General features: G+C 59.8%; 28 protein-coding genes. 19 read left to right on the forward strand and 9 right to left on the reverse strand.

Annotated features, from left to right (window positions below; all coding sequences use genetic code 11):
- Positions 1-66: 66 nt before the first annotated feature.
- The 8 genes from AACY19_RS24975 to ppnP all read left to right on the forward strand — a co-directional run bounded on the left by AACY19_RS24975 (position 67) and on the right by ppnP (position 9,413).
- A complete protein-coding gene (locus AACY19_RS24975) occupies positions 67-1,851 on the forward strand; it encodes an acyclic terpene utilization AtuA family protein (protein ID WP_339454236.1) in 1,785 nt (594 codons plus the stop codon).
- 12 nt (positions 1,852-1,863) lie between these two features.
- Complete coding sequence (locus AACY19_RS24980) at positions 1,864-2,733, forward strand: SDR family oxidoreductase (RefSeq protein WP_339454237.1); 870 nt, start codon at positions 1,864-1,866, stop codon at positions 2,731-2,733.
- A gap of 3 nt (positions 2,734-2,736) precedes the next feature.
- Positions 2,737-4,353 (forward strand): acyl-CoA carboxylase subunit beta, encoded by a 1,617-nt coding sequence (locus AACY19_RS24985; RefSeq protein WP_339454238.1) that lies wholly within the window; start codon positions 2,737-2,739, stop codon positions 4,351-4,353.
- A 30-nt stretch (positions 4,354-4,383) separates the two neighbouring features.
- Entirely contained in the window at positions 4,384-5,541 is a 1,158-nt protein-coding gene (atuD, locus tag AACY19_RS24990) for a citronellyl-CoA dehydrogenase (protein WP_339454239.1), read from the forward strand.
- Positions 5,538-6,335, forward strand: a complete 798-nt coding sequence (locus tag AACY19_RS24995; RefSeq protein ID WP_339454240.1) for an enoyl-CoA hydratase/isomerase family protein — start codon at positions 5,538-5,540, stop codon at positions 6,333-6,335. The genes atuD and AACY19_RS24995 overlap by 4 nt, the downstream gene beginning before the upstream one ends.
- Positions 6,336-6,447: 112 nt before the next feature.
- On the forward strand, positions 6,448-8,409 hold the full coding sequence (locus tag AACY19_RS25000; RefSeq protein ID WP_339454241.1) for an acetyl/propionyl/methylcrotonyl-CoA carboxylase subunit alpha: 1,962 nt from the start codon (positions 6,448-6,450) through the stop codon (positions 8,407-8,409).
- Positions 8,410-8,479: 70 nt separating this feature from the next.
- Positions 8,480-9,022: an exonuclease domain-containing protein gene (locus tag AACY19_RS25005; RefSeq protein ID WP_339454242.1), complete on the forward strand. Its 543-nt coding sequence runs from the start codon at positions 8,480-8,482 to the stop codon at positions 9,020-9,022.
- 106 nt (positions 9,023-9,128) lie between these two features.
- The gene (gene ppnP / locus AACY19_RS25010) at positions 9,129-9,413 is read left to right on the forward strand and encodes a pyrimidine/purine nucleoside phosphorylase (protein ID WP_007940055.1); all 285 of its coding nucleotides are present in this window, start codon (positions 9,129-9,131) and stop codon (positions 9,411-9,413) included.
- 72 nt (positions 9,414-9,485) lie between these two features.
- Here the strand turns inward: ppnP and AACY19_RS25015 are convergent, their stop codons facing one another.
- Both AACY19_RS25015 and AACY19_RS25020 read right to left on the reverse strand, forming a co-directional pair.
- The gene (locus AACY19_RS25015; RefSeq protein ID WP_339454243.1) at positions 9,486-10,292 is read right to left on the reverse strand and encodes an MOSC domain-containing protein; all 807 of its coding nucleotides are present in this window, start codon (positions 10,290-10,292) and stop codon (positions 9,486-9,488) included.
- Between the two features lie 176 nt (positions 10,293-10,468).
- Entirely contained in the window at positions 10,469-11,404 is a 936-nt protein-coding gene (locus AACY19_RS25020) for a chemotaxis protein CheV (RefSeq protein ID WP_003226705.1), read from the reverse strand.
- A gap of 452 nt (positions 11,405-11,856) precedes the next feature.
- Here AACY19_RS25020 and AACY19_RS25025 point away from each other — a divergent pair, with 452 nt between their 5' ends.
- From AACY19_RS25025 to AACY19_RS25035, 3 genes are all read left to right on the forward strand, one after another.
- Positions 11,857-12,327 (forward strand): hypothetical protein, encoded by a 471-nt coding sequence (locus AACY19_RS25025; protein WP_339454244.1) that lies wholly within the window; start codon positions 11,857-11,859, stop codon positions 12,325-12,327.
- Positions 12,328-12,780: 453 nt separating this feature from the next.
- Complete coding sequence (locus tag AACY19_RS25030; protein WP_339454268.1) at positions 12,781-13,674, forward strand: sensor histidine kinase; 894 nt, start codon at positions 12,781-12,783, stop codon at positions 13,672-13,674.
- The gene (locus tag AACY19_RS25035; RefSeq protein ID WP_339454245.1) at positions 13,671-14,330 is read left to right on the forward strand and encodes a response regulator transcription factor; all 660 of its coding nucleotides are present in this window, start codon (positions 13,671-13,673) and stop codon (positions 14,328-14,330) included. Before AACY19_RS25030 ends, AACY19_RS25035 begins: the two co-directional genes overlap by 4 nt.
- Here the strand turns inward: AACY19_RS25035 and yegS are convergent.
- Positions 14,314-15,231: a lipid kinase YegS gene (yegS, locus tag AACY19_RS25040; protein ID WP_339454246.1), complete on the reverse strand. Its 918-nt coding sequence runs from the start codon at positions 15,229-15,231 to the stop codon at positions 14,314-14,316. The genes AACY19_RS25035 and yegS overlap by 17 nt on opposite strands.
- 319 nt (positions 15,232-15,550) lie before the next feature.
- Between yegS and AACY19_RS25045 the strand changes: the two genes are divergently transcribed.
- Complete coding sequence (locus AACY19_RS25045) at positions 15,551-15,856, forward strand: hypothetical protein (protein WP_339454269.1); 306 nt, start codon at positions 15,551-15,553, stop codon at positions 15,854-15,856.
- 57 nt (positions 15,857-15,913) lie between these two features.
- Here AACY19_RS25045 and AACY19_RS25050 read toward each other — a convergent pair whose 3' ends face one another.
- Positions 15,914-17,140, reverse strand: a complete 1,227-nt coding sequence (locus AACY19_RS25050; RefSeq protein WP_339454247.1) for a molybdopterin molybdotransferase MoeA — start codon at positions 17,138-17,140, stop codon at positions 15,914-15,916.
- Positions 17,124-17,663, reverse strand: coding sequence for a molybdenum cofactor biosynthesis protein B (gene moaB, locus AACY19_RS25055; RefSeq protein WP_339454248.1), 540 nt, complete (start codon positions 17,661-17,663; stop codon positions 17,124-17,126). Before moaB ends, AACY19_RS25050 begins: the two co-directional genes overlap by 17 nt.
- 81 nt (positions 17,664-17,744) lie before the next feature.
- Between moaB and mobA the strand changes: the two genes are divergently transcribed.
- Together mobA and AACY19_RS25065 are read left to right on the forward strand one after the other, a co-directional pair.
- Positions 17,745-18,347, forward strand: a complete 603-nt coding sequence (gene mobA, locus AACY19_RS25060) for a molybdenum cofactor guanylyltransferase MobA (protein ID WP_339454249.1) — start codon at positions 17,745-17,747, stop codon at positions 18,345-18,347.
- 78 nt (positions 18,348-18,425) lie between these two features.
- Positions 18,426-18,647, forward strand: a complete 222-nt coding sequence (locus AACY19_RS25065; protein ID WP_016770600.1) for a YgdI/YgdR family lipoprotein — start codon at positions 18,426-18,428, stop codon at positions 18,645-18,647.
- Between the two features lie 78 nt (positions 18,648-18,725).
- Here AACY19_RS25065 and AACY19_RS25070 read toward each other — a convergent pair whose 3' ends face one another.
- From AACY19_RS25070 to AACY19_RS25080, 3 genes are all read right to left on the reverse strand, one after another.
- The gene (locus tag AACY19_RS25070; RefSeq protein WP_339454250.1) at positions 18,726-19,616 is read right to left on the reverse strand and encodes a pseudouridine synthase; all 891 of its coding nucleotides are present in this window, start codon (positions 19,614-19,616) and stop codon (positions 18,726-18,728) included.
- Positions 19,617-19,688: 72 nt separating this feature from the next.
- Positions 19,689-20,006, reverse strand: a complete 318-nt coding sequence (locus AACY19_RS25075; RefSeq protein WP_339454251.1) for a transcriptional regulator — start codon at positions 20,004-20,006, stop codon at positions 19,689-19,691.
- Positions 20,007-20,108: 102 nt separating this feature from the next.
- A complete protein-coding gene (locus tag AACY19_RS25080; protein WP_339454252.1) occupies positions 20,109-20,345 on the reverse strand; it encodes a glutaredoxin family protein in 237 nt (78 codons plus the stop codon).
- A gap of 195 nt (positions 20,346-20,540) precedes the next feature.
- Here AACY19_RS25080 and AACY19_RS25085 point away from each other — a divergent pair, with 195 nt between their 5' ends.
- Positions 20,541-22,253: a cation:proton antiporter gene (locus AACY19_RS25085; protein ID WP_339454253.1), complete on the forward strand. Its 1,713-nt coding sequence runs from the start codon at positions 20,541-20,543 to the stop codon at positions 22,251-22,253.
- Here the strand turns inward: AACY19_RS25085 and AACY19_RS25090 are convergent.
- Positions 22,250-23,458: an ammonium transporter gene (locus AACY19_RS25090; RefSeq protein WP_339454254.1), complete on the reverse strand. Its 1,209-nt coding sequence runs from the start codon at positions 23,456-23,458 to the stop codon at positions 22,250-22,252. The two genes, AACY19_RS25085 and AACY19_RS25090, sit on opposite strands and share 4 nt — an antisense overlap.
- Positions 23,459-23,764: 306 nt before the next feature.
- On the opposite strand from AACY19_RS25090, the gene AACY19_RS25095 reads away from it, so the two are divergent.
- The 4 genes from AACY19_RS25095 to AACY19_RS25110 all read left to right on the forward strand — a co-directional run bounded on the left by AACY19_RS25095 (position 23,765) and on the right by AACY19_RS25110 (position 26,088).
- A complete protein-coding gene (locus tag AACY19_RS25095) occupies positions 23,765-24,079 on the forward strand; it encodes a DUF883 family protein (protein WP_339454255.1) in 315 nt (104 codons plus the stop codon).
- A 2-nt stretch (positions 24,080-24,081) separates the two neighbouring features.
- Positions 24,082-24,468, forward strand: a complete 387-nt coding sequence (locus AACY19_RS25100; protein WP_016985474.1) for a phage holin family protein — start codon at positions 24,082-24,084, stop codon at positions 24,466-24,468.
- Complete coding sequence (locus AACY19_RS25105) at positions 24,465-24,803, forward strand: hypothetical protein (protein ID WP_339454256.1); 339 nt, start codon at positions 24,465-24,467, stop codon at positions 24,801-24,803. Before AACY19_RS25100 ends, AACY19_RS25105 begins: the two co-directional genes overlap by 4 nt.
- 121 nt (positions 24,804-24,924) lie before the next feature.
- Positions 24,925-26,088 (forward strand): EAL domain-containing protein, encoded by a 1,164-nt coding sequence (locus tag AACY19_RS25110; protein ID WP_339454257.1) that lies wholly within the window; start codon positions 24,925-24,927, stop codon positions 26,086-26,088.
- The last annotated feature ends 27 nt before the right edge of the window (positions 26,089-26,115 follow it).

Here is a 26,115-nt window from a genome sequence, read left to right on the forward strand (position 1 = left end):
CAAACCAAGCGCTTGCTTGGTAGCCTCCAGACACTTCTGTCGCAGGTCCCTGAGTCGGAGAAAACAATGACAACCACCGTTCGCATCGGATGCGCCAGTGCCTTCTGGGGTGACACGTCAACCGCCGCCGCGCAGCTTGTAGCGGGAGGACACCTGGATTATCTGGTGTTCGATTATCTGGCCGAGATCACCCTGTCGATCATGGCCGGCGCACGGATGAAGAACCCGCAGGCTGGATTCGCCGGCGACTTCATCGAAGTACTCAGCCCGCTGCTGCCTCAACTGGCCGAGCACAATATCCGCGTGATCAGCAATGCCGGCGGGGTCAACCCGCAAGCCTGCGCCGCCGCGTTGCAAACGGCCTGCGACAAGGCCGGCATCGACCTGAAAATCGCCGTGGTGCTCGGCGACGACTTGCAGCCGCACTTCAAACAACTGACCGGCATCAGCGAGATGTTTACCGGTGCCCCGTTGCCGCAAACGTGTGTGTCGACCAACGCCTACCTCGGTGCGCCGGGCATCGTCGAGGCCCTGCGTCTGGGTGCCGATATCGTCATCACCGGGCGCGTGGTCGACAGCGCCGTGGTCAGCGCCGCACTGGTGCATGAATTCGGCTGGTCATGGCACGACTACGACAACCTCGCACACGCCGCGCTGGCCGGGCACATCATCGAATGCGGCGCGCAATGCACCGGTGGCAACTTCACCGACTGGCGCGACGTGCCGGACTACGAGCACATCGGTTTTCCCATCGTCGAAGTCAGCGCTGACGGCCAATTCCTCGTCAGCAAACCGCAAGGCTCCGGCGGTCTGGTCACGCCACTGACCGTCGGCGAGCAAATGCTTTACGAAATCGGCGATCCGCAGGCGTATTTGCTGCCGGACGTGATCTGCGATTTCAGCCAGGTCAAACTCCAGCAACAAGGCAAAAACGTCGTGCACGTACACGGTGCGAAAGGCCTGCCGCCGAGTGACCAGTACAAAGTCAGCGCCACGTATCCGGACGGTTTCCGCTGCACCGCCAGTTGCCTGATCGCCGGCATCGATGCGGTGGACAAAGCCCGGCGCGTCAGTCAGGCGATCATCGACAAGACAGCGGAAATGTTCAGCCAGCGTGGCTGGGCGCCCTACAGCGAAACCGACATCGAGCTGCTCGGCAGCGAAGCCACTTACGGTCCCCACGGCGAGCGACGCGACAGCCGCGAAGTGGTGATCAAACTTGCCGTGCGTCATCCGGACAAACAGGCATTGGTGCTGTTTTCCAGGGAGATCGCCCAGGCCGCCACCGGCATGGCACCCGGCTTGACCGGCATCGTCGGCGGGCGGCCAACGGTGTACCCGGTGATTCGCCTGTTTTCGTTTCTGATCGATAAGAGCATCTGCAATGTCGAAGTCGACCTGGCCGGCGAACGCCATTCGTGCGCCCTCCCCGCACTGAGCGCACTCGACAGCGCCGAACTGCCAATCCCCCATCAACCACCCAAACCCCAAGGCCGCGCGGATGCCAGCGTAGCGCTGGTGAAACTGGCTGTGGCGCGCTCCGGCGACAAGGGCAACCACAGCAACATCGGCGTGCTGCCCCGCCAGCCTGAATACCTGCCGTGGATTGCCGAAGCGCTCACACCCGCGGTGATCGTCGACTGGATGAGTCACGTCCTTGACCCGATCCATGGCCGGGTCGAACGCTGGTACCTGCCCGGCACGCACAGCCTGAATTTTCTCCTGGAAAACGCCCTCGGCGGCGGCGGCGTGGCCAGTCTGCGCATCGACCCGCAAGGCAAGGCCTTCGCCCAGCAACTGCTGGAAATCCAGATCCCGGTGCCGCAGAGCATCGCCGAACAGCTCGACTAGAGGAGGCTTTGCATGGCTTACGCTTCGATTTTCAACGCCGGGCTGTTCAGCGCTCAGACCATCATCGTGACCGGTGGCGGCAGCGGCATCGGTCGCTGCACCGCCCATGAACTCGCCGCCCTCGGTGCGACCGTGCTGCTGGTCGGGCGCAAGCCGGAAAAACTGCAAAAGGTCGCCGCCGAAATTACCGAGGACGGTGGCTGCGCGCACTGGAAGGCGTGCGATATCCGCGATGAAGAAGCGGTCAGGCAACTGGTCAAAGCGCTGATTGTCGAGCACGGGCCGATCCACGGGCTGGTCAACAATGCCGGCGGCCAGTACCCGTCGCCACTGGCCTCGATCAATCAGAAAGGCTTCGAAACCGTGCTGCGCACCAACCTGGTCGGCGGTTTCCTGATGGCCCGGGAAGTGTTCAACCAATCGATGAGCAAACACGGCGGCAACATCGTCAACATGCTCGCCGACATGTGGGGCGGCATGCCTGGCATGGGCCACTCGGGCGCAGCGCGCTCGGGCATGGACAACTTCACCAAGACCGCCGCCTTCGAGTGGGGCTACGCTGGCGTGCGGGTCAACGCGGTCGCGCCGGGCTGGATCGCCTCCAGCGGCATGGACACCTATGAAGGCGCGTTCAAAGCGGTGATCCCGACCCTGCGCGAGCATGTGCCGCTCAAGCGCATCGGCACCGAATCGGAAGTCAGCGCGGCGATTGTCTTTCTGCTCAGTCCGGCGGCGGCGTTCATCAGTGGCAGCACCCTGAAAATCGACGGTGCGGCCAGCCTCGGCAGTCGTGCGTGGCCGCTGCACAAGGCAACCCACAGCGAGTCGTTCAATGGTTTTCATCGGGCCTGTCTGCCCGATGTGCTCAAGGATGAGGAGTGAGCCATGGCCCAGATCCAGTCCCGACTCGATCCGCACAGCGACGAATTCGCTCGCAATCGGACGGCAATGCTCACGGCCATCGAACAGGTGCAGCAGCTTGAACAGAACCTGCTGAACAAAGCCGCCGAAGCCAAGGACAAATTCGACAAGCGTGGGCAACTGCTGCCTCGCGAGCGCCTCAACCTGCTGCTTGACCCCGGTGCACCGTTTCTGGAACTGGCCAGCCTGGCCGGCTACAAATTGCACGACGACAAGGACGGTAGCGCAGCCGGCGGCGGCTTGATTGCCGGCATCGGATACGTCTGCGGTATTCGCGCCATGGTGGTGGCGAACAACAGCGCGATCAAGGGCGGCACCATCTCGCCTACCGGCCTGAAAAAATCCCTGCGCCTGCAACAGATCGCCCAAGAGAACAAACTGCCGGTGATCACCCTCGCCGAAAGTGGTGGCGCCAATCTCAATTACGCTGCCGAGATTTTCGTCGAAGGCGCACGCAGTTTTGCCAATCAGGCACGCATGTCGGCGATGGGCTTGCCGCAGATCACCGTGGTGCATGGTTCGGCCACGGCGGGCGGCGCTTATCAGCCGGGACTGTCGGATTACGTGGTGGTGGTGCGCGGCAAGGCCAAGCTGTTTCTGGCTGGGCCGCCGCTGCTCAAAGCGGCCACCGGCGAAGTCGCCACCGATGAAGAACTCGGTGGCGCCGAGATGCACGCGCAGATTGCCGGCACAGCGGAATACCTGGCCGAAAACGATGCCGATGGCGTGCGCCAGGTGCGCGACATCCTCCGCATGCTGCCGTGGAACGAGCAACTGCCGTGGCTGCCGGAGCCGCAATACAAAGAACCGCTCTACCCCATCGATGAGTTGCTCGGGCTGATCCCGGACGATGCGAAAAAGCCCTACGACGTGCGCGAAATCATCGCGCGCATTGCCGATGAATCGAATTTCGTAGAATTCAAAGGCGAGTTCGATCAGCAAACCATCTGCGGCCAACTGAAAATCCAGGGCCGCGCCTGTGGCTTCATCGGCAACAACGGCCCGATCACGCCGAACGGTGCGAGCAAGGCTGCGCAATTCATTCAATTGTGCGACCAGAGCCAGATGCCGCTGCTGTTCTTCCACAACACCACCGGCTTCATGGTTGGCACCGAATCGGAACAGCAAGGCGTGATCAAGCACGGCTCGAAACTGATTCAAGCGGTGGCCAATGCGCGGGTGCCGAAACTGACGATTGTCGTCGGCGGCTCCTACGGCGCAGGCAACTACGCGATGTGCGGGCGCGGCCTTGATCCGCGCTTTATCTTCGCCTGGCCTAACAGCCGCACCGCAGTGATGGGGGGGGCGCAGGCCGGCAAAGTATTGCGCATCGTTACCGAAGCCAAGCAGCTCAAGGACGGTCTGGTGCCTGATCCGAAGATGCTCGACATGCTCGAACAGGTCACCGCGCAGAAACTCGACAGTCAGTCCACCGCCCTCTACGGCAGCGCCAACTTGTGGGACGACGGACTGATCGATCCACGCGATACCCGCACCCTGCTCGGCTATTTGCTGGACATCTGCCACGAGGCCGACATTCGCACGCTGCAACCCAACAGCTTCGGCGTCAGCCGGTTCTGACCGCCACGGATCTTATGGAGAACAATAACAATGATCTTCACCCCGGAACACGAAGCCCTGCGCCGCACCGTCCGCCAGTTTGTCGAGCACGAGATCAATCCGCACGTCGATGAATGGGAAAAAGCCGGTCGCTTTCCGATCCACGAGATCTTCCGTAAAGCCGGCGACCTCGGTTTACTGGGCATTTCCAAACCGGAAAAATTCGGCGGAATGGGCCTTGATTACAGCTATTCGATTGTCGCTGCCGAAGAGTTCGGCACCATTCATTGTGGCGGCATTCCGATGTCGATCGGCGTGCAGACCGACATGTGTACGCCGGCCCTCGCACGCTTCGGCTCCGATGAATTGCGCGAAGAGTTTCTGCGTCCGGCGATCAGCGGCGAGCAGGTCGGCTGCATCGGTGTTTCCGAGGTTGGCGCCGGTTCCGACGTCGCCGGGCTGAAAACCACCGCGCGCAAGGACGGCGACGACTACGTGATCAACGGCAGCAAAATGTGGATTACCAACTCGCCGAGCGCCGACTTCATTTGCCTGCTGGCCAACACCTCGGACGACAAACCGCACATCAACAAGTCGCTGATCATGGTGCCGATGAACACGCCCGGGATCAGCCTCAGCTCGCACCTGGACAAGCTCGGCATGCGCAGTTCGGAAACCGCCCAGGTGTTTTTCGACAACGTGCGCGTGCCACAGCGCAACCGCATCGGCCATGAAGGCGCCGGGTTCATGATGCAGATGCTGCAGTTCCAGGAAGAACGCCTGTTCGGCGCAGCGAACATGATCAAGGGCCTGGAATATTGCGTCGACAGCACCGTCGAGTACTGCAAGGAACGCAAGACTTTCGGCAATGCGCTGATCGACAACCAGGTCATCCACTTCCGCCTCGCCGAATTGCAGACCGAAATCGAATGCCTGCGCGCGCTGGTCTATCAGGCCACCGAGCAATATGTGAAAGGTCAGGACGTGACGCGGCTGGCGTCGATGGCCAAGCTCAAGGCCGGACGCCTCGGTCGCGAAGTCAGCGACAGTTGCCTGCAATATTGGGGCGGCATGGGCTTCATGTGGGACAACCCGGTGGCCCGCGCCTATCGCGATGTGCGCCTGGTGTCGATTGGCGGCGGCGCCGACGAAATCATGCTGGGCATCATCTGCAAACTGATGGGCATCCTGCCGGGGAAAAAGAAATGAGCCCCCTGCCCGAGTGCCGGACACTGTTGCTGGAGCTGCACGGCGGCGTGCTGCACATCACCCTCAATCGCCCGGACAGCCGCAATGCGATGAGCCTGCAGATGGTCAGCGAACTGCGCACGGTGCTGGCGTCGGTACGCGATGATCGCAGCGTTCGGGCCTTGGTGCTCAGCGGTGCTGGCGGCCACTTTTGTGCCGGTGGCGATATCAAGGACATGGCCAACGCCCGCGCCCAGGGCAGCGATGCCTACCGCGACTTGAATCGTGCATTCGGGTCTTTGCTGGAAGAAGCGCAACACGCGCCGCAAGTGTTGATCACCGTGCTGCAAGGCGCAGTGCTCGGCGGTGGTTTCGGGCTGGCGTGTGTCAGTGATATCGCCATTGCCGACCATCAGGCGCAATTCGGTCTGCCGGAAACCAGTCTGGGTTTACTGCCCGCGCAAATCTTACCGTTTGTGGTGCAAAGGATCGGCCTGACCGAGGCTCGGCGTCTGGCGCTGACCGCTGCGCGTTTTGACGGGCATCAGGCAAGACGCCTGGGACTGGTGCATTTTGTCGAGCAGGATTCGCAGGCACTGGCCGAACGTTTGGATGAGGTGCTGCAACAGGTGTTGTGTTGCGCGCCGGAGGCGAATGCCGTGACCAAGAAATTGTTGTTGGCGAGTGCCGGGCAGCCGCCATGTAAATTGCTTGATGAGGCCGCGCAGTGGTTCAGCGAAGCGGTCACCGGTGCCGAAGGGGTCGAGGGCACGATGGCTTTCGTGCAAAAGCGTAAACCGCGATGGGCCACCTGAATGCTTCGCGAGCAGGCTCGCGCCCACAGGGTGGAATGCATGCCAAATGTGGGAGCGGGCTTGTTCGCGAAGAGGCCACCCAACCCACCGCAAAAAACTCAGGAAGATCACCATGCCCGCCATCCAGAAAATCCTGATCGCCAACCGCGGTGAAATCGCCTGCCGCATCCAGCGCACCGCCCAGGCTCTGGGATACCGCACCGTCGCCGTCTACAGCGACGCCGACGCCGATGCCCTGCACGTACAAATGGCCGATCAAGCCATACACATTGGCCCGTCTCCGGTGCAGCAGTCTTATCTGAATATTCCGGCGATCCTTGACGCCGCCCGTCGCAGCGGCGCCGACGCGATTCATCCCGGCTACGGTTTCCTCTCGGAAAACGCCGACTTCGCCCGCGCCTGCGAACAAGCTGGTTTGACCTTCATCGGCCCCAGCATCGCAGCCATCGAATTGATGGGCAGCAAACGTCAGTCGAAAATCGCCATGCTCGCCGCCGGCGTACCGTGTATCGCCGGTTATCAAGGCGCCGGACAGGACGACGCCACCCTGCTGCGCGAAGCCGAGCGAATCGGCTACCCCTTGATGATCAAGGCCAGTGCCGGTGGTGGCGGTCGCGGCATGCGTCTGGTCCACAATGGCTCTGATTTACCGGCACAACTGCGCACTGCGCGCTCCGAAGCGTTGAACGGTTTTGGCAGCGACGAACTGATCCTCGAACAGGCGCTGATCGAGCCGCGCCACGTCGAAGTGCAACTGTTCGGCGATCAACACGGCAACCTGATCTACCTCGGTGAGCGCGATTGCTCGGTGCAACGACGCCACCAGAAAGTCATCGAAGAAGCGCCCAGCCCGGTAATGACCGCCGAATTGCGTCAAGCCATGGGCGAGGCTGCGCTGAAGGCCGGGCGGGCGGTGAATTATGTCGGCGCTGGCACCGTGGAGTTTCTGCTCGACGCGCGCGGGCAGTTCTTTTTTCTGGAGATGAATACCCGCCTGCAGGTCGAACACCCGGTGACCGAACTGATCACCGGGCTGGATCTGGTGGCATGGCAACTGCTGGTTGCCGAGGGGCAGCCGTTGCCGCTGACTCAGGATCAAGTCCGGCTCAGCGGCCATGCAATGGAAGTGCGCCTCTATGCCGAAGACCCGGCGCAGGATTTTCTGCCGCAAACCGGTCGCATCATGGCGTGGGAGCCGGCGCAGCAACACGGCGCACGCATTGATCATGGCCTGCGCGAAGGGCAACTGGTCAGCCCGTTCTACGATCCGATGCTTGGCAAACTGATTGCCCACGGCGCCACTCGCGAGGAGGCACGACGCAAACTCCTGCGCGCGGTTCAGGACACGGTGCTGCTCGGTGTGCAAAGCAATCAGCGCCTGCTGGTCAGCCTGCTGCAACATCCGCAGTTCATCAGCGGCGACTTCAGCACGGCATTCATCGCACAGCATTTCAGCGATCACCCCTGCCTGCATCCGTATTCGCCAAGTCTCGAAAATCTGGCCCTCGCCGCTGTGCTGCTCTATCAAACCAGCGCCCTCACCCACCGCAAGCCGCTGAGCGGGTGGCGCAACAACGCCAGCGTGCCGCTGCATTATCGCCTCGGTCTCGACGAGCAGAACTGGCCGCTACAACTGCTTGCGGAACCGCACGGCGTGTTCAAGGTGCAGGTCGCCGAACGCACAATCGAATTGAAATTGATCGACCACAATACGCAGTCGGTGACGCTGGAAATCGACGGCCTGCGCCAGCGTCACGCTTATCGCCTTGAGGCCGATCAACTCTGGCTGTTCACCCACCCCGGCAGCCTGCGGCTGGAGGATCGAACTCATGCGCTGATCGGCAGTCAGACCAGCGTCAGTTCCGGCACCCTGAAGGCGCCGATGGACGGCGCTATTGTCGACGTGCTGGTGAGCGAAGGCAGTGCGGTCAGCAAGGGTCAGTTGCTGGTGGTGCTGGAGGCAATGAAAATGGAGCACCCGCTCAAGGCCGGCATCGACGGAGTGCTCAAGCGGGTGCAGGTCAAGGTTGGCGATCAGGTAAAAAATCGTCAGGTTCTGTTGCAGGTCGAGTAGTCGCCCGGACGCAATCGCGGGGTTTGACTACGCTCTGAAGTATCAGAACACGGAAATCAGGAACCCTGCGATGCCACACTGGCTGGTCATAGATCTGGAAGCCACCACTGATGAGGGTGGCTGGCCGGTAACGGAAATGGAAATTATCGAGATCGGCGCCACACTGGTTGATCGTGCCGGGCGCGAGCAGGATCACTTCCAGCGCTTAGTCAAACCGACCCGACGCCCGTTGCTCACGCCGTTTTGCCGTGAACTGACGCACATCACTCAGGCCAATATCGATACGGCGCAGCCGTTGACTGAAGTCTGGCCGGCGTTCGAACGCTGGCTTGCACAACATCAAACTCGCCTTGAGGGCTGGGCCAGTTGGGGCGATTACGACCGCAAACAGTTGCTCCAGGAATGGCAGCGATTGCAAATCGACAGCGGGCTCAGCCGTGTGCCGCACATGAACCTCAAGCAGCGTTTCGCCAAGGCCCGACGCCTGGAACGGCCGCTGGGTCTCAACGGCGCGCTGCAACTGGCCGGCCTGCAGTTCAGCGGTCAGCAGCATCGGGCCTTGGAGGATGCGCGCAATACCGCACGGTTGTTGCCACTGGTCTTGCCACTCTAGGGTCAATTCGAGAACTCACCGGACAGATGTCAGGCAGGTGACGGCGCCAAAAGCCTTGTGCATACTGGCCGCCTCCAATTTTCTGACCCTTTTCGAGGAATCGCCCATGTTTAAAGTCAACGAGTACTTCGACGGCACCGTCAAGTCCATCGCTTTTGGCACCGCAGAAGGTCCGGCGACCATCGGCGTCATGGCTCCGGGCGAATATGAATTCGGCACCAGCCAGCGCGAAATCATGCATGTGGTGTCTGGCGCGCTGACCGTCAAACTGCCAGACAGCAGCGACTGGGAAACCTTTGCCGCCGGCAGCCAGTTCAACGTTCCGGCCAACAGCAAGTTTCAGCTGAAGGTTGCGGTAGACACCGCTTACCTGTGCGAATACCGCGGCTAAACCACACGGTTTTCACTGCGAAGAAAAAATGCCCGTGTCCAAGGACACGGGCATTTTCATTTCAGCGACGAATTACTCAAGAACTTCCACCGGCATGCCGACTTCGAGTCGACCATTGCCGTCATTCACCAGATTCTGGCCAAACATTGCGCCATCGGCTTGAGCACGGTATTTCTGCAACGTCGCCAGTGGCTCGCGATCCGCGCTGCGCTCACCGGTTTGCGGGTCGATGGTGGTGAGAATGCAGCGCGAGCACGACTTGACCACACGGAACTCGACATCACCGATACGGATACGCTTCCAGCTGTCCTCGGCATAGGCCTCGCTGCCTTCAATCACCAGGTTGGGGCGAAAACGCAGCATCTCCAGCGGGCGCCCGACCTTTTGCGAAAGATCCTGCAACGACGCTTCACCGATCAATAACAACGGGAATCCGTCAGCGAATGCGACCTGATCGTCGTCGTTGCCGAATCCTGCCTGGGTGGAACGGGCCCGGTTCAGCGGCACCTGCACCAGACGCGTCGGTTTGCCGATGAAGTCACTGACCCAGCGCGCCGCCTCATTGCCGGCATCCGGCACGCGCAAGGTGTCGCGCCAGATGGTCACGCCGCGCAGTTCGGCGTTGTCACCCGGCAAGGCGATTTCGATGGAGGGCTGCTCAGGTGCACTCAGGGTCAGGCCACCCTGGGCATTCCACAGGGCTGACAACTGGCTCATCTTCGCTTCGGCGCGCTGGGTCAGGAAACGACCACTGGCCTCGTCCACCAGCATCCAGCGTCGGTCGCCCTCAAGCCCCAGCTTATCGAGGTAGCTGCCTTGCAGAACATCGACTTTGCCGGATTTCAACGGGTAACGATAAAGCGCGCTCAGACGCAGCATGGCCAGCTCCCTGGGGGTTAAAAATGCCACCCTATACGAGCTTCATGCCCGAATCAAAGGAGTTTGTGCACTGCAAGCCTGGTGCTCGCGACAGCGGAAATTCGTTCAACAAATGTGTCGACATGGAATCCGCCTTCGCGAGCACGCTCGCTCCCGCAGGAAGTTGGGGGGTGATGTCAGGCCGGCACTTCGTCGAGCATCAAGCGCTGGCGCACCACGTCGACCAGTTTGTCCGGCTGAAATTTGGAGAGGAAGTTGTCGCAGCCGACCTTTTTCACCATCGAGTCGTTGAAGCTGCCGGACAACGATGTGTGCAGCACCACGTACAGACCACGCAGGCGCGGGTCGTTGCGAATCTCGGTGGTCAGACGGTAGCCGTCCATTTCCGGCATTTCCGCGTCGGTGAACACCATCAGCAATTTGTCGGTCATGTTCACGCCGGTATCGGCCCAGGCCTTGAGCATATTCAGGGCCTTCAGGCCGTCGCTGGCAATGTGCATCTTTACCCCGAGTTGACCAAGGGTGTCGCGCAGTTGCGAAAGCGCCACATTGGAGTCGTCCACCAACAGCACTTCGCGGCCACGGGCGCGCTCGAGCACCGGGTCATCGAGCTTGTCGCGGGAGACTTTGGCGTTGTACGGAACGATCTCGGCGAGCACTTTCTCAACGTCGATGATTTCCACCAATTGATCGTCGACCTTGCTGATAGCCGTCAGGTAATGCTGGCGGCCGGCGCTGGTTGGCGGCGGCAGAATGGCTTCCCAGTTCATGTTGACGATGCGGTCCACGCCACCGACGAGGAACGCCTGCACCGAACGGTTGTACTCGGTGACGATGATCGTGCTGTTCGGCCCGGGCACCAGCGGGCGCATGCCGATGGCCTGGGACAGATCGATCACCGGCAAGGTCTGCCCGCGCAGGTTGACCACACCGCAAACGAACGGGTGACGCTGCGGCATCAGGGTCAGTTTCGGCAGTTGCAGGACTTCCTGAACCTTGAACACGTTGATCGCGAACAATTGGCGTCCAGCCAGTCGAAACATGAGAATTTCCAGGCGATTCTCACCCACCAGTTGCGTGCGTTGGTCTACCGTGTCGAGAATGCCGGCCATCAATGACTCCTGGGCTGTTTCTGTTGAATTTACTAAGAAGACTTATCGGCTGCTTAAAGCGAATCTTGATGAATAGAAAATTAGCCATCAAAATGCCATAACCGGGCATTGATGTCACATTAACATCATGCTTTACTGGCTTCGTGATTTCATCTGCTAAAGTCTTTGCGGCGCGACCTCGGTACGCACGACAGGTTCCCTTGCCTAAGGGATTCCCCTACTCACAATCAGGCCCAACCTGATATTCGCGATATCCAATAGCCATTAATGTGACGCCATTCTCATTGCATGAACGGAGTCAGGCTATTGTGTGCGATCGCAGTTCAGTGGAAACACATCCCCTTGAAACCCCGAACTTGTGCACCTGCGCAATGGGGCGCGATCTCGCGACGGTTCATGATCGTCGACACACACGGCATTCCCTCATCAGACATGACGTTGTGGAGATAAACATGCCAGTCGACCGTAAAGAATGGGCCCAGCGGTTCCCCGAATTTCTTGTCGAGGCCGAAACACTCCTGGCCAAGTCCGAAGAATGCCTGAGCCATCTGCAATTGATCAGCAATGACAAGGATGCCATCGACTGCATGCTCACCACCCTCCTGAAACTCGCGAGCAGAGCCCAGGCCTTGGCGCTGGAGGCTGTTTCCGAGTTTTCCCTGCACATTTACGGCCTGCTCAACCTTGCTCAGGACCACGTCGACCTGCACGAGCAGGCACTGGCGGCTTTGAAGGACTGCTTCACCCTCATGGCCTGGCAGCTTGAACTGGTAGATCACAGCACCGGGCAATTAAGCCTGGACGACAGCGAACAGACCTCGCTGATCGAAGCCTTTGCCTTTCAGGTCGGGCAAAGCGAGTTTCAACCCGTACAGGAGAGCCAGCGTTTGTCACTTATGCCCTACTCGGAACGACAGGCCTGACCGCGCGCGAATGTCGTTATTGAATAGTTCATACCCGCCAGCGACAAATCGAATTAAATAATCAAGCCGACTAAAGCGAAATGTTGTTCGCTCAGACTCAGGGATTGCCTGTGTGCGAAGCGCATTACTTCAGGCAACATCGATATCTCTCGAACACAATATTCCGGCTTTTTTCCATTATGGAACTTGCGTCCAACATGGCGTATTTCCTGACCCACTGGACATATATAGCAAACGCGACCAACGGTAGCTTAAGTGGTATTATGCCGCCCATAAGTTGCCATCAAATAATGGCACCACGCTTTCAGCGTTCGCCGCTCACTCAAGTTGCCGCGCTATAACGAACATTGAATCGCGTTGAATTCAAAACCATATTTGACAGCATTTCCAGACAGAGACCCGCCAGGCACCGGCCGGTTTACCCGCAGCGAACATCCATTGGCTCCATCCGTTATGTACGCCAGCCTCAAGTCAATCACCACATGGCCGCCCTCCCGGGAAAATGCCCGCCGGTTCACACTCATCATGTGTGTCCTCGCGGCACTTGGCAGTGCGTTCACCTACAGTTTTTCCCTGCCTTTGTGCCTGGGACTGTTGCTGCTCAACTTCGCCGCTACCGCGTGTGTCTGGGTGCAATATCGGCTGTCACGCAAATCGATCAAGTTCCAGCCACAGGAACTCGCTGACCGCCTGCTGGAAGTCCAGGAAAACGAACGCCATCGCCTCAGCCGTGAGCTGCACGATGACATCGGCCAGTTGCTGACAGCCGCCAAACTGCAAAGTGAATGGCTCAAGCGGCGCCTGCCGGATGACCTGCAGGAACATTGCGCGACGCTCTGCGAAACCCTCGAAGAAACCCTCAACAAGGTGCGCGACGTCTCGGCAATCCTCAACCCAAGACAGTTGACCAGCCTCGGCCTCGAAGCCAGCCTGCGGGCTCACCTGCTCAAGACCCTGGCCAACACGTCGGTGAACTGGAGCCTCGATTGCCAGCAGCGCCTGAACGGTATTCCGGAAGAAATGGCGGTCGCCGCGTTTCGCATTGCCCAGGAAGCCGTGACCAATATCCTGCGCCATGCACAGGCGAAGAACCTGCTGATCCGCGTGCAACGGCTGCCGCAAGGCCTGACGCTGATGATCACTGATGATGGACTCGGATTTGCGCCCGCCGCCAATCCCGGAAGGGAAGGACAACGGGGCATGGCCGGGATGGCCGAACGGATCGAGCAACTGGGCGGCACCCTGAGCGTCACCAGTGAGCCGGGCAATGGCACTCAAATCGAAGCACTTTTCCCCTGGGCGCCCCGGGCACTCGAGCGGGCCAGTACGAATAAGGTTCTGCGTTGACTTGTAACTTACTTCTGGTGGATGACCACTCGCTGATCAGGGCCGGCGTGCGCGCTCTGGTACTGGATATTCCTGGATACGCGGTCATTGGTGAAGCCAATGATGGCTCGCAGTTGCTCGAAATGGTCGAGCAACTGCGTCCCGATATCGTGCTTCTGGATATTTCCATGAAGGAAACCGGTGGCCTGGAAGCCCTGCAACGGCTCAAGCGTGTACGTCCGCAGAGCAAGGTGCTGATCCTGTCGATGCACACCGACCCCGTACTGATCATGCAGGCGCTGGAATCCGGCGCGCATGGCTACCTGCTCAAGGACACCACCGCCACCGAGCTGGAACATGCCCTTGAAGCGTTGCGCAACAACGAACGCTACTTGAGCCCGGCCATCGCCCACACCGTGATCAACCAGGCACTGACGCGCAATCAGAAGCAGCAGCCGGAAGTGGCCGACTCGCATAACCTGACGGCGCGCCAGCTGGAAATCCTGCGCCTGATCGTGCGGGGCAAGTCCACTCGGGAAATCGCCAACGGCCTGGGCCTGAGCATCAAGACTGTCGAGACCCACCGATCACAAATCATGAAGCGCCTGCAAATTTACGATGTGGCAGGCCTGGTGCTGTTCGCCGTGCGCGAGCAAATCATCAGCCTTGATGATTGACCGAGCGCTTACCGCTCAACAGCGGTGAGTCTTTCGGCAAATGCACCTGCAACGCCCCAGGACGTGCAGCAAAACGCATGTTGTCGCCTTCCAGCGGCTCACCGTCAAGATTGATGTAAAGCCCCTCCGCCACCTTGATTTCGACCCACGGCAAGCGGGTCCGGACGAACATATTGTCGAGACCGAACCCGTCACTGAGCAGGTTTTTCAAGGTACCGACCAGCTCCTGCGGGGCCGGCAGGATACTGATATCCAGCAAGCCGTCATCCACCTGCGCCTGCGGACACAGCACATGTCCGCCGCCGGCCTGTCGACCATTGCCGATGCCCAGGGCCAGCAACTCACCCTGCCAATGGAAGTCCGGGCCCTGCAGCTCGCCGTAGGCGGCATGCAGTTCGCTGAATCGCGACAATCCGGTGAACAGATACGCTGCGCCACCCAAGACCTTTTTCAGGTCTTCCGAGGTGTTGGCGGTGACCTGACTGCCAAAACCGCCGGTGGCCATATTGAGGAAAATCTGCCCGCCCACTTCACCCAGGTCGATATCCGAAGGCGGAACATCAAGCAGGTCGAGTGCTTCCGCCGGCTCCAGCGGGATGCCTGCCGCGTGACAAAAATCATTGGCCGTGCCCAATGGCATGAGCACCAGACTGGCCTTGTGCGGATGCTGCGCCATCGCTTCGGCAATATCGCGCAAGGTGCCGTCGCCACCACCGGCAATGATCCGCGTATGCCCGTCAGCCAGCGCCTCTTCGACCAGACGCTGGGCGTCGCCCGCTTCCCAGGTCAAACGAACAGCCAGTTGCCAGCCTTTCTCGCGCTTGGCCTCGACCGCTGCACGAACCGACTCGTTGAGTGCCTGCTTGCCATGCAGAATCAATAGCGCCCTTTGCTCACTCATTAAAGTCACTCCGACAATGATTTGGTTATGAAATATCTTGACCACTCAAGCGCACAAAAAAGCCGTAGAAAGGCTAATTAATTCATGCCACCGAGCCGAAGCGTCCTACACAGCGGTATTTATTCTTACAAAACATAAGGAAATGGCCTAATTGACCGCACTTTGCCTGTAGTTCACCTTGTGTTGGCGGTATCAAATGTTCAACCGACACTACACAAGGATGTGCATGTAATGAGTGGATACACCCTTACGACGCCCAACAGGCTGAATGAGCGTACTGGCTGCAATCTCCGATTCGAACCGGCAGGCGGATGTTTTCATGCAAAGCGCTGACGCCAGAAAATCAGTGAGTCCGGTTGCGCCTGGCAGCAAAAGTTACGTCCCGAAAAAGGCCGAGATCAGAAGCACCACCCCCCCTCCTGGAGAAGTCGATATGGAACCTCGTTTTGCCGAACTTGAGACTCACCTCAAGTACATTCGACGCGACCTGGAAGAAGTCAGGGGTGACGTGAAATCGATCAGGCATCGCCTTGCCTATACGGCAGGCGCTACTGTCGTGGTACTCGGCTTGCTCGGATGGGTAGGCAACAGCCGATTCGACCAACTCGTTACCTTGCTCGGGTGATTACCGGAGTGCAGGCTGCGGCCGTTTCCGGCCCACCTGCACTCCCGCTGGGCCTCTTCAGCCCAAAAGATCACTCAGAGGGATGAAAAACACTTCATCTCCCGCTGTCAGCGTTCCTCCTTCCATTACTTCAACCAAGCCATCAGCCCAGGCCGCGCTGCGCAGGACACCAGAACTTTGATTGCGGTAAATGACCGCTCGCCCCTGCTCCAAACGCCCGCGAAGGTACTCACGCCGAGTGCCCGGCTGCGGCCAGTCGAAACCTGCCGGCACTGGAAACTTCAGCGGTTCAACATCCTTCACGCCCTGACGGCGCAATAGATACGGGCGAGCCAGCAAGGCAAAGGTCACCAGCGTCGAGGCGGGGTTGCCTGGCAAACCGATAACCGGGACATTGCGGAAATGCCCGACCGTCAGCGGTTTTCCTGGTTTGATCGCCAGCTTCCACAACGCCAGTTCACCCTCTTCCCTCAAGGCAATACCGAGGAAGTCAGCTTCCCCGACCGAAACGCCACCCGTGGACAGAATCAGATCAACATTCTGCAATTCACCCAGGCGGGCACGGGTCAGGGCCAGGTCATCAGGAAGAATGCCGGCATCGACCACGTCACAGCCAAGACGCTGCAACCAGCTGCAAAGCACCACGCGATTGCTGTTGTAGATTTGCCCCGGCCCCAATGCATGGCCGGGCTCGACCAGCTCGTCACCGGTGGAAAGCACCGCCACGCGCACCTTGCGCACCACGTTCAGACCGGCGCAACCCAAGGAAGCAGACAGGCCTTGTTCGATTGGCCCGAGCCGGGTTCCGGCCTGAAGAATCAATTCCCCCGCCGTGGTTTCCTGCCCTTTAGGGCGGATATTCTGTTCCGCCTTCATCGGTTCGATGAACCGCACGCGGCCATCAGCCTCGACTTCGGCGTTTTCCTGCATCTCGACACAATCGGCACCGGCCGGTACCGGCGCGCCGGTGAAGATTCGCGCACAGGTACCCGGTTTCAACGGCTCGGGCGCCTGTCCGGCAAACACCTTTTGACTGACCGACAATGGCTCCCCGGTCCAGTCGGCCAGGTTCAGGGCATAGCCATCCATGGCGCTGTTAGGCCAGGGCGGCAGGTCGAGCGTCGAAATCAGGTCATCTGCAAGCACGCGCCCTTGAACATCGGCCAGAGGCAAATATTCACGTTCGACAATCGGCGTGTGTCCAGCCATCTCCAGCAGACGCGCCAGAGCCGCCTCGACCGGCATCAGGCTGCCGGTCTTGCCCGGCTTACCCACGGGATTCACAAGGTGCCGCCTGTTTCAGATGAGGTACGAAATTACACGGGCGGTGACGCGCGTCCAGTTGCTCACCAAGAATGCCGTCCCAACCAGTACGCACAGCGTTGGTCGAACCCGGCAGGCAACACACCAGCGTACCGTTGGCCAGACCGGCCAGTGCGCGCGACTGCACGGTCGAGGTGCCGATATCGGCCACCGATATCTGCCGAAACAGCTCGCCAAAACCATCGACTTGCTTGTCGAGCAGGCATGCCACGGCTTCCGGCGTGCTATCGCGCCCAGTGAAACCGGTGCCGCCGGTGATCAGCACCACCTGCACGACATCGTCGGCAATCCAGTTGGCGACTTGCGCGCGAATTTTGTAGAGGTCATCTTTGAGCAGAACCCGCTCGGCCAGCAGGTGACCGGCAGCGGTCAGGCGGTCGACGAAGACCTGGCCTGAGGTATCGGTTTCCAGGGTGCGGGTATCACTGACAGTCAGCACCGCAATATTCAGCGGTACGAAAGGTACATCAGCCTTGGCTTTCATAGGCTCGTCCAGTTGTAGGAGAAACAGCCCGGTGTTATATCACAGCGCCCCATTTTTCCGCCGCCCTTCTGGAGTGCCGATATGTCCCTGAATACGCAATTGCCCCCCTGCTCCATTCTGCTTCTGGCAGGCGGACGCGGCCAACGCATGGGCGGTCAGGACAAGGGCCTCGTGGAGTGGCTGGGTGAACCATTGATTGCTCACTTGCAGCGCAAAGTGCGTCCCTTGACGGATGATCTGATCATCTCGTGCAATCGCAATCGCGAGCGTTATGAGCCGTTCGCCGATCAACTGGTCGGCGATGACGAAGAGGGTTTTCCAGGCCCGCTGGCCGGGATTCTTGCAGGGCTGAAGGCCGCGCGGCACTCACACTTGCTGGTTCTACCCTGCGATGTTCCGCGAATTGACGCAGCGCTTCTGCAAAGCATGCGCGAAAGCGCCCATCTGAATTCTGAAAAACCTTTAATGGTGTGGCATGACGAGCATTGGGAACCGCTGCTGTGCGTGATTCCTGCAAGCCTTTTGCCCGCCTTCGAAGCTGCCTGGAATGCCGGTGAACGCAGCCCCGGCCGGGTGATGCGCAACCTCGGCGCCACGGCCCTGCAATGCCCGGACAACGATCCGCGACTGGCCAACCTCAATACCCCCGAACTGTTAAATTCCCACAACACTGTGTCAGACTGACACCACTCAAGGAACTCTCACGCCTTGTATACGTCTCAAGCTCAGTAACCAAAAGAATTCCCATTCGGAGACACACCCATGACTCAACGGACCCTCGCCACTTTCATGCTCGCACTGGGCCTGGCTACCCTCGCCGGTTGCTCGTCGCCAACAGTGATCACCTTGAATGATGGTCGCGAAATCCAGGCCGTCGACACCCCGAAATACGATGACGATTCGGGCTTCTACGAGTTCCAGCAACTCGACGGTAAAGAAACCCGCATCAACAAGGATCAGGTTCGTACCGTTAAAGAGCTCTAAGCTCGAGGTCGACACCAGATATAAAAAAACCCGCATGATTGCGGGTTTTTTTATGAGCGCAGCACAGCAGACTCACTGTTACCACTGGAGCGTGATCCGGCTCTCGAATTCGCGCTCTTCGCCGGTCACCGGGTCGATAAATCGCAAGCCTTGCGCCAACAGCTTCAACGGATGGGCATAGTCGTCTTCGACGTCTTTGAGCACATCCGGGTAAAACGGATCATTGCAGATGCTCGCGCCCAATGCGGTCATGTGCACGCGCAACTGATGCTTCTTGCCGGTGACCGGATACAAACCATAGCGCCACAGATCACCGTTCTTCTCCCGCACTTCCACCGCCGTTTCCGTATTGCTTGCACCCGGCCCTTCCTGCATCCGGAAGAATGGCTCGCCATCGACCAGACGACTCTTGTGCACCAACGGGAAATTCAGCTCCGGCAGTGCCGGCGCAATGGCTTCGTAGCGTTTGTCGATCTGCCGCGTCGGAAACAGGGACTGGTACGCCGAGCGAGTTTGCGGATTGGCCGAAAAGATCACCAACCCTGCAGTATGCCGGTCAATCCTGTGCAGCGGCACCAGATGCGGGTTATCCAGACGCCGGATCAAGCGCCGCAGCAGCGTTTGCTCGACATACTCGCCGGCCGGTGTCACCGGCAGGAAATGCGGCTTGTCCGCCACCACCAGATGATCATCGGCGTAGAGAATCGACTCGACCACCGGAATCGGTTTTTCGTCCGGCACTTCGCGAAAGTAGTGAATGCGCAGACCTTCCTTGTAAGGCAAATCAAGCGTGATCGGCTGTCCCTGACCATCGAGCACCCGCCCTCGCGCAATGCGATCAAGCCACTGATCACGGCCGATGGCACTGAAATGCTCACAGAGGCAATCGAGCACCGTCCGCCAATGACCGGGAGGCAGATAAAGCGTACTGGCCTGGTTCTGAGCAGCAGAGAATGTAGGTGTGGACATACGAAAATTCAGACCCTGGAGGGAGGCCGGCATTATCCAACACTTGAGGCAGACGCACCTAGCCCGGATTTCTCAGGCAGGAATGGATTTCAACGCCGCCGCTTCAGTGAACTCCTTGAGCCAGCGCAATACGTCGACGGCCTCCCAACGCCCGGGATCGTACAAGGCGTACAGCAGGCCCTGATAACCCACCACATCCAGTTGCCTGTGATAACCGGCGCGCTGAAACAACGCCTCGATCTCGGCGAAACAGGTGTTGAAATGCAGCTTGTTGAAGGGTGTCTTGCCTTCCGTGACCAAGCCGTCCAGGCGCAATTCGAGGACGGCCTCGCGCACCACGTCAACCGACATCCGGTTTACGCTGCTTTTCAATTGTTCGACATTGACCACGATTCATCCCTCTGACGCATTTACTGTATGAACATACAGTAACCGAATAATCCGCAAACTGCCAAGGGATGGATATGCAACAACGACCAGCGGGAGCAGGTTTCAACCCAGAAATGCCACGATCTCGTCTGCACTGAACGGCCAGTCCAGTTCCGCCCCGGTGTCGACGCGGCGCAGCACCGGGATACGCAGGCTGTAAGCCTCGAACCAGCGCTCGTCCTCCGCGATATCGACCAGTTCCACCAGCAGGCCATGCTCGACAAGGGGCATCAGCTCGGCTTCCGCAACTTCACACAGGTGACACCCCAAGGTGCCGAACAACTGACATTCAGGAGGCATAATGGCTCAACCAGAAACAAGTGTGCCCATTCTAGGCCCCGTCCGAAAACCCGTCGACCCGTCCCGCCCAAAGGCTCAAGCCACTCGCACGTAAAACCCTGATGCAAATCAGCGCACACAAATGCCAATTACACGATGCTCACAGAGTTTTTGCCTCTACGCTTGAGAGGCCTGAGCCTGCCCCCGGAGTGTCCAGTGTTCGCCAACCTGCTGATCATCCTCGCTTCATCCCTCGTGATGATTGCCCTGTTCCGTCGCCTGCGGCTGCCGCCCGTGCTGGGTTATCTGTGCGTGGGCTTGCTGGTCGGGCCGAGCGCATTCGACTGGGTCAACGAAAGTGAACACCTGCCTGACGTAGCAGAATTAGGGGTGGTATTCCTGCTGTTTTCCCTGGGGCTGGAATTTTCCCTGTCGAAGATGATTGCGCTGCGTCAGGTGGTGTTTCGCCTGGGCAGCCAGCAGGTCCTGATCACCACCGCGCTGCTGGGTTCGCTGTTGGTGCTGCTCGGCATGCCGCTGACCCCGGCCCTGCTGCTCGGCGCCGGATTGTCATTGTCATCCACGGCGATTGTCACCAAGGAACTGGGCAGCCTCGGCGAAGTGTTCAGCAGTCACGGTCAGAATGCCGTCGGCGTCCTGCTGTTTCAGGACGTCGTCGCGGTGCTGCTGCTGACGCTGGTACCCGTGTTCGCAGGCAGTAGCGACCAGGCCTGGTATTGGGCCTTGCCCCTGACCCTGGCGAAAACCGTGGTGCTTTTTGTCGGCCTGCTGCTCGCCAGTCGCTGGCTATTGCCGCGTTTGTTCCATGAAGTCGCGGCCTCGCGTTCGGCCGAGTTGTTTGTGCTGCTCGCGCTAGTGATCGTGCTGCTCACCGCATGGCTGACCCACTTGCTCGGCCTGTCCCCGGCACTCGGTGCATTTCTCGCCGGCATGCTGCTTGGTGAGAGCCACTACCGTCATCAGATCGAGGCCGACATCCGGCCCTTCCGCGACATTCTGCTGGGGGTGTTTTTCGTCAGCATCGGCATGCTGATCGACCTGCAACTGTTCGTCAGTCACAGCCTGCTGATCTTTGGCCTCACCATTGGACTGATGCTGATCAAGGGCATCGTGCTGGCGCTGCTGGTGAAATGGCGCGGCAGTGACAGCGAAACGGCATGGCGCAGCGGTCTGGCCCTGGCGCAGGGTGGTGAGTTCTGCTTCGCGCTGATGGCGCAGATGCAGCAAAACAGCCTGCTGCCTGCCGAGTTGGGCGCGCTGTTGCTCGCAGCGACCTTCTGCTCGATGCTGCTGACGCCGCTGTTGTTGCGTGCCGCGCCACGCATCGCCGCTGGCCTGCACCGCAAACCCAATCAGGAGGCGCAGATCGAACAAATCAGCGCGCTCAACGCCGGCCTCGACAAGCATGTGGTGATCTGCGGATACGGTCGCGTCGGCCAGTCCATCGGGCGCTTCATGCGTAATGCAGGCCAGCCCTTCATTGCGCTGGACAACGACCCGATGCGGGTACAGGAGGCCTTGTCCGGCGAAAGTGACGTGCATTACGGCGATTCATCACGGGCCGACCTGTTGACGGCTATCGGCCTGATGCGTGCGAGGTTATTGGTGATCGCCGTTGATCAGAGTGATGTCGCCCTGCGCATTCTCGAGCAAGCGCGCCGACTCAACACACATATACCGATTCTGGTGCGCACCCGCGACGATAGCCAATGGGCCGAACTGAAGGCCGCCGGCGCCACCGAAGTGGTGCCGGAACTGTTGGAGTCGAGCCTGATGCTCGCCTCGCACGCGTTGATCATGGTCGGTCTGCCGGCACATCAGGTGCAGGCCAATATCGATCAGGTGCGCATCGACCGATATCGATTGCTGCACGGTTTTTATCCCGGGTCCGACGATGTCGAGAGTTAATCCTGACTCACTGCGCCGATTTTATGCAGCGACAGATCCGCGCCGTAATACTCCTGTTCCTGACTCAGGCGCAGCCCGTGCAGTGCCTTGATCGCGCCGTAAACAACCAGGCCACCGATCAGCGCCACCATGACGCCGAGCGCCGTGCCGATCAACTGGCTGATCAGGCTGACGCCACCGATGCCGCCGAGCGCGGTCTGGCCGAAGATCCCGCAGGCAATCCCGCCCCATACACCGCACAAACCGTGCAGCGGCCAGACGCCCAGCACGTCGTCGATTCGCCACTTCACTTGCGCAGCGGTGAAACACCAGACAAACAGTGCGCCGGCAATCGCGCCAGTGACCAAGGCGCCGACCGGATGCATCAGGTCCGAACCCGCGCACACCGCCACCAACCCGGCCAACGGGCCGTTGTGCAGAAAGCCCGGGTCATTGCGGCCGACGATCAATGCCGCCACTGTGCCGCCGACCATCGCCATCAACGAGTTGACCGCCACCAGGCCACTGACGCCTTGCAGCGTCTGAGCGCTCATCACGTTGAAGCCGAACCAGCCCACAATCAGAATCCACGAACCCAAGGCCAGAAACGGGATGCTCGACGGCGCGAAAGCCACCAGACGCCCGTCGCGATAACGGCCATTGCGCGGGCCGAGCAGCAACACCGCGGCCAGCGCCAGCCAGCCGCCCATGGCGTGCACGACCACAGACCCGGCGAAATCATGGAACGAGGCCCCGAAGGTAGTCGCCAGCCAGGCTTGCAAACCGTAGTTGCCGTTCCAGATCATGCCTTCGAAAAACGGGTAGATGAAGGCCACGATCAACGCCGTCGCGCACAACTGCGGGACGAAGCGCGCCCGCTCGGCAATGCCGCCGGAGATGATCGCCGGGATGGCGGCGGCGAAGGTCAGCAGAAAGAAAAATTTCACCAGACCGTAACCATGATCGGCACTCAACACCGCCGCCGGTTGCATGAAGGTCACGCCGTAAGAGATCCAATAGCCTATAAAGAAATAGGCCAGTGTGGAGACGGCGAAATCACTGAGAATTTTCGACAGCGCGTTGACCTGGTTTTTCTGGCGAACCGTACCGACTTCCAGAAAGGCGAAACCGGCGTGCATCGCCAGCACCATCACTGCACCGATCAGAATGAACAACGTATTGGAGCTGTGAACCAGCGTGTCCACAGCGCTTTGCAGATTTTCCATAAAGAGGCAGACCTGAAGGCCAAAAATGGCACCAAAGCGGTTCATGCAGCCATTTCATGCACCAAGTTGCGACCACGCTGTCACGGATCTGACTGTCCGTTGAACCGCTTTGGCGCACAAGGTCGATGGCCTGACACGAACCGGGAATATTTGAGTTAAGGTTTTCCTGCATGCCTGCCCGGCAAAAGCGCACAACAGCCAGGCGACGCACCACGACACAGCAAAAGACGTACCAGTCATTTCCACTGAACCTTCGCGCAAGGCTCATACTCGAACGCTTCAGACGCCACTTACGGAGATCCACGCATGGCCAGCATCAAGGCAAAGACTGCTCAAGAAATCCTGATGAACGACTTCCAGACACTGGTCGCCGACACCGAACGGTTGCTCGAGCACACCGCCACCCTGGCCGGCGATCAGGCCGATGAACTGCGCGAACAGATTCACGACAGTCTGTTGCGCGCGCGGGAAACCCTGAAGCTGACCGAAGACAGCTTGCGCGAACGCGGACAGGCAGCGGTCAACGCCACCGAGGATTATGTGTCGGCCAACCCATGGCAGTCCGTCGGCATCGCCGCCGGCGTCGGCTTTCTGATTGGCCTGCTGGCCACTCGGCGCTGATCATGTCGATCGGTGAATCCGGCCCGACTGCGGGCACCGCCTCTTCCACACGACGCTTGGGCGCCGCTGTCCTTGGTCTGCTCCACAGCCATGTCGAACTGTTCGGCATCGAGTTGCAGGAGCAGAAATCACGGACGGTCAGCCTGTTGCTGTTCGCCGGTCTGGCCTTGGTTTTCGCCCTGCTGTTGCTGGTGGGATTGTCGACATTGGTGATGATCGTGTTCTGGGACACTTACCGCCTGGCCGCGATCATCGGCTTGTGCGTTTTTTACACCCTGGCTTCGATCTTCTGCGGACTGCGCCTCAAGGCTGCGATCTTCGATGAATCCTCGCCCTTCCACGGCACCCTGGAAGAATTGGCCAACGACCGGGAGCGTCTGCTGCCATGAGCCTGCCCGAACTTCCTCATAACGGTTCACGCCGGGAAATGCGCAAGGCGCTGATTCGCTTGCGCATGGAAATGCATCGACAGGAAATCCGTCATGAAGCCGGGCAGGTGCTGCAACCCTTGCAGCGCATGCGCGGCATGACGCAAAACCTGCACAACGGTTTCGGCATCAAACACGCGCCTTTGTGGGGCGTGGGGGCTGTCACCCTGCTGGGATTTCTGACCGGCAAAGGCGCGAAGAGCGGCGGCGTCGGCGGACTGACCCGTCTGATTCGTCTCGGCACCACCCTTGGGCCGCTGATCAAACTTGTCATGCAGAGTTCCAGCAAGCGCTGAGCTGATACAACTGGCTACATTCTTGCAACGTCGCCGGGATGAACCTCTTTATCCAGAGGTTCAATCCCGCCTGCCTACCCGGTCGGCGGGGCTCAGCCAGAACAAGAACCAAGGAGGCCCCGTGATCGACGGGCAACCGCTCGCCTGCTTTCAGCCCTTCATCGATACTGCCACGGGACTTATTGCCGGCATCGAAGCATTAGGCCGCCTGCGTCAGGCTGATGGGCAACTGACCTCGGTCGGGCCGCTGTTTTCCGACCCCCGCACACCTGCCATCGCCCTGCGCCGCCTCGACCGGCAGATCCGCGACAACGCCTTGAGCCGTCTGCACGAAGCCCCGGCAGACTGGTTCCTCAGCCTGAACATGTCGCCCCGCTGGATCAGTCGCCTGCGTCCAGATCAGGCGCTGCCCAGCCTCAAACAACTGGCGCGACACGGTATCGATCCGCAACGCATCGTCTTCGAGATCACTGAACTGGGCGGCAACAGCCAACGCCTGGCCGAAGTGGTCGCGCGTTATCGCGAGGTCGGTGCCAGGATCGCCATCGATGATTTTGGCGCCGGCTATTCGCAACTCGACCGGGTGCTCGCCCTGCAACCGGACATCCTCAAACTCGACATGCGCCTGTTTCAAGCGGCGGCCCTTGGCGGCCCCAGCAGTGATGTGGTGAAAGCACTGGCGCAGATGGCCGAAAAGACCGGTTGCTGGATCATCGCCGAGGGCGTCGAGACCGAAGCCCAGCTGAATTTTGCCCTGGAGTGCGGTTCACGCTACGTGCAGGGATTTTTGTTTGCCCGCGCCCAAGAGGCGTTCTTTCCTGCAGACGCATTCGTGCAATGTTTCGCCGAACTGCGCCAGCGTTACGTTGGGCAAAAACTCGCCGAGCGCGGGCGACTGATGCAGATGCGCCAGCAACTCAGCGAACTGATGGCGATCCTGCAAGCCTGGGCGCAAACCCATGCGCCGCTCAGTGCGCTGCCGCAACTGGACGCCTTTCCCTGGCTGCTGCGCTTCTATCAGTGCGACCGTCACGGCACGCAACTGACCCCTAACCTCGAGTGGCGGCAAAACGCCTGGGTCGCCGACAACCGTTACCTGGGCCACAACTGGTCGTGGCGACCGTACTTCTATCATCTGCTGGCCGAGGGCTGGGAAGAGCGTCGACTGACGCTGTCCAACACTTATCGCGATGCCACGAGCAACCAGTACTGCCTGACCGCCGGACAGTTTTTCGACAATGGTGAACGGCTGCTGTTGATCGATATCGATGCCGCCGGGTTGTAGTTCCGCTTGCAGGTACAGGGCTGAACC

It is taken from the genome of Pseudomonas sp. EA_5y_Pfl2_R50 (assembly GCF_963970475.1).
In the GTDB taxonomy this organism is placed as follows: Bacteria; Pseudomonadota; Gammaproteobacteria; order Pseudomonadales; family Pseudomonadaceae; genus Aquipseudomonas.